This is a genomic window from Candidatus Erwinia dacicola, from assembly GCF_001756855.1.
In the GTDB taxonomy this organism is placed as follows: domain Bacteria; phylum Pseudomonadota; class Gammaproteobacteria; order Enterobacterales; family Enterobacteriaceae; genus Erwinia; species Erwinia dacicola.
Genome location: NZ_MAYS01000592.1, coordinates 1 through 3,048, shown reverse-complemented (window position 1 = coordinate 3,048; position 3,048 = coordinate 1). Strand labels below are relative to the sequence as shown.

Annotated in this window: 4 protein-coding genes and 1 pseudogene; all 5 read right to left on the bottom strand. The window is 51.2% G+C overall.

Annotated elements, in window-relative coordinates:
- On the bottom strand, positions 1 to 415 hold a 415-nt coding region (locus BBW68_RS14660), incomplete at its 3' end, for an IS1595 family transposase (protein WP_148127470.1).
- A gap of 181 nt (positions 416 to 596) precedes the next feature.
- Complete coding sequence (locus BBW68_RS14655; protein ID WP_070135912.1) at positions 597 to 1,169, bottom strand: tail fiber assembly protein; 573 nt, start codon at positions 1,167 to 1,169, stop codon at positions 597 to 599.
- On the bottom strand, positions 1,169 to 2,098 hold the full coding sequence (locus BBW68_RS14650) for a phage tail protein (RefSeq protein ID WP_070135911.1): 930 nt from the start codon (positions 2,096 to 2,098) through the stop codon (positions 1,169 to 1,171). Before BBW68_RS14650 ends, BBW68_RS14655 begins: the two co-directional genes overlap by 1 nt.
- A complete protein-coding gene (locus BBW68_RS14645; protein WP_070135910.1) occupies positions 2,098 to 2,679 on the bottom strand; it encodes a YmfQ family protein in 582 nt (193 codons plus the stop codon). The genes BBW68_RS14650 and BBW68_RS14645 overlap by 1 nt, the downstream gene beginning before the upstream one ends.
- Positions 2,676 to 3,048: pseudogene (locus BBW68_RS14640) on the bottom strand (baseplate J/gp47 family protein); the annotation flags it as partial. The gene BBW68_RS14645 and the pseudogene BBW68_RS14640, both read right to left, overlap by 4 nt.

Genomic DNA, 3,048 nt, shown 5'->3' with positions numbered 1-3,048 from the left:
TCACATCCAGTACATCATAACTGGCAAAATTATCGGTATAGACGATGCTGTCAGGGTAAATTTTTGACTCTATTATCGGCAGTAATGTGCGTGATTTGGCATCGGGTATGACCTTGGTATACACCTTACCACCACGCTTGAGAAGCCCGAAAACAGGCACTTTTCCGGCAGCACCTCTGCCACGCTGACCTTTACGACGACCACCAAAATAACTTTCGTCCAGTTCAATCTCGCCATCAAACCAGGAGTGCCTATCTACGTGCTCGGCTATCAGCACTCTGAGGCGGTGAAAATAGTATGCAGCAGTGTTCCTGTGGACACCAACCAGCTCTGCGGCAATACGGGCTGTGGAGCCTGCAATAAACTGTTCAAGTAACCGTTCCTGTTTGTACTGACTGAGTCTGCTTTTTCTCATGGCACTATCCTAGATGATCTTAGTTATCTAGGACAGCCCCAAACAAATAATAAAAAACAATCAGTCAGGGAATTAGTCTCAACATTGTAGCAACATAACGAGCGAGATAGGATAAAACAAGCCGTCAATATCTGACGGCCAAATATGCTCAGTCTCTTTTCTGGTCGATACTTGCCTTTTGTTAGTCCGCAGGGATATCAGGCCAAGCGGGGTCACTGAGGTCAACGCGCTTTAGTGCCTCAATATAGTCAATCCATTTTTGCAGTTTGACTTTATTGTCATCAGAGATAGAACCCAACATTAGCTCAGTTTGCCATTCACCTATAACGGCTCGGGCTTCGGTAATCAGCTGTCGCTGCTTGTCTGCTGCTTCGGCCTTCAGAGCATTCTTCTCCGCTTCGTCATCTTTTACCCAGGCTTTTCCATCCCATTTTTCATACTGCCCTGCAGGGGCAGCAGTGACAGTATTTTTTGGCAGTGGACCAATATCTGAAATAAATACTGCCTGCCCGGATGAAGTGTCATATACGGTTTCACCCCGATGGTCTTCACTCAGGGACCAGGCTTGTCCTTTATCATTGAAAATCGCTACCTGGCCTGCGGGAATAGCCGGTGGCGCTATTTCGGTGCAGTTAGCCGGTAATCCCGTATGCGGTGCAATATACGCATCACCGGCACCAATAAATTCACTGGTGTCTGCGCGTAAATTAAAAATCTTAATAGTCTGCGCTTTATCGGACATTTCAAAAGCCATTATGCAAGCCTCACAATATAATTGTATGCGATATTTTTAACGGTATTCTCTGCATTACCTGTAGCTGCAATTGTTACGGTATGAGTATGTGTTCCCATAACCACAGAGTGGGTATGTGCCCCGATAGGAACGGTGTGTGCGTGCGCACCCATCGCGACAATATGAGTATGAGATCCGATAGTAACAGTATGGGTATGTTCGCCTGCACCTGATGTTATGCCAGAACCCCATCCATGATCACCGTTATTGGGTGCGATTTTCGATGTCTGGTTTGCACCATCCCGCAAGGCGTATGTATGGGTATGTATACCAGCGCTGTTCGTGGTCTTTGTACCGTAATTAAAAGATGATGATGTCTTCGTGCCCAGGTCTGTGGAGGTTGTGCTCTTATTACCATGATCGAATGATGTGGTCGATTTTGTCCCCAGGTCAGTCGCTGCTGCAGTTGCAGTATGTGTGTGCGACTTAATACCATCAGCCTCCAGACTCAATAGCGCACGCCCATCTGGAGCACCTTTGATGGTCTGTCCGCGCATATCCGGTAGCTTGCCGGATGGATAGGCAGCGGCGGTTTTGGGGTACTTCTCGGTGTCGAAGGTCTGTCCCTGCATAATGGCATAACCCTCTGGCGGTGTTGTAGATGGCCATGCCAGTGGGGTGCCAACAGGAACAGCTGTCGCCGTTACAGCAACCGCTATCGCCGTGGCAATCGCTTTTATGGCCGTCACCAGTTGGTTATTCTTCGACGGGTCAGGCGTCATCTGAGCTTCAGCCAGAATATTTTTATTCTCGGTCTGAATATCAATAATTCCGCCCTGAAGCGCATTCATGATTTTTGCGTATACGATGGTGCCTTCCGCGCCGGTTGACGGGTCACCATCGTGAAATAGACCATCGTCAGTATCGACTGGATCAATAATATCTTTCATTACGTTTTATTCTCCACGTAATTAAATACAACCTGCGTGTGAGCGGGTTTTAAATCGCGGAATATGCTCTCCAGCATATTCTGGCCAAATGACAGCAGGCGCTCACCCGTGGCCGAACTGCCGCAGCGGAAGCGGTACACCGGCACCTGGCCATCCTGAATATTCACAATCCAGACCCAGATAATTTCCTGTATCCACAGACGGTCACCGCACCGGTTACGGCCACAGCGGAACGGCTCCGGTTCGTCGATGGTGACGTCATAGCCCAGTGAATTCGCCAGGCGGATAAAGTAGCTGCGGCTCAGCCCCCCGGTCTCAACCAGCTTCGCCATAATCTGCTGACGGCGGGCCTGAATGGTCATCCCGCTGCTGACCGATAAGCCCAGCACTCGCTCCCAGTCCGACAGCAGCGCCACGGCGGTGAACGGTGTTACGCCATTCAGTACGTCCTGTGCGCTGCGCTCGACATTTGCCAGCGTATTACCTGCAGCCTGCAGCTCGGCGTTCAGCCGCTTACCATCGCGTGCATAGCCATCTGGCAGGAGCAGATACAGCAGCTCGCGGTACTCGTTCCCGGTCATTTCAGCTCGCCTGTGGTAATGGTGCCGGGACGTATCCACTGCACGGTCTTCTCGCTGACCTCCGGCACGACGTTGCCGGTTGGTGCTGTCAGCTCATAATCCACCACGCCGGTGATATCGGAGATAAGCGCCCCAATCTGAGTTCTGACCGCAATCTCTCCCGGAGCCAGACGTCTGAAGTAATCCGTCAGCACCAGGGTTATCTGCGTCCTGGCCTCATCAAGTGAAAGCCCGTCAAGGCTGACTCTGACCGAGATATCGGTACTGAGCGGCTCCGGGGCCATCACCAGCGTGTCTTTTGCCGTCACCGGGCGCTGGTCGTCGATATGGGCCTGTACCGCCTTGAGTGTCTCGTCGGACGGCAGACCG

What these genes read in the sequence shown, in the direction of transcription:
- BBW68_RS14645 (WP_070135910.1), bottom strand. Translation starts at nt 2,679, where the DNA reads ATGACCGGGAACGAGTACCGCGAGCTGCTGTATCTGCTCCTGCCAGAT.
- BBW68_RS14655 (WP_070135912.1), bottom strand. Translation starts at nt 1,169, where the DNA reads ATGGCTTTTGAAATGTCCGATAAAGCGCAGACTATTAAGATTTTTAAT.
- BBW68_RS14650 (WP_070135911.1), bottom strand. Translation starts at nt 2,098, where the DNA reads ATGAAAGATATTATTGATCCAGTCGATACTGACGATGGTCTATTTCAC.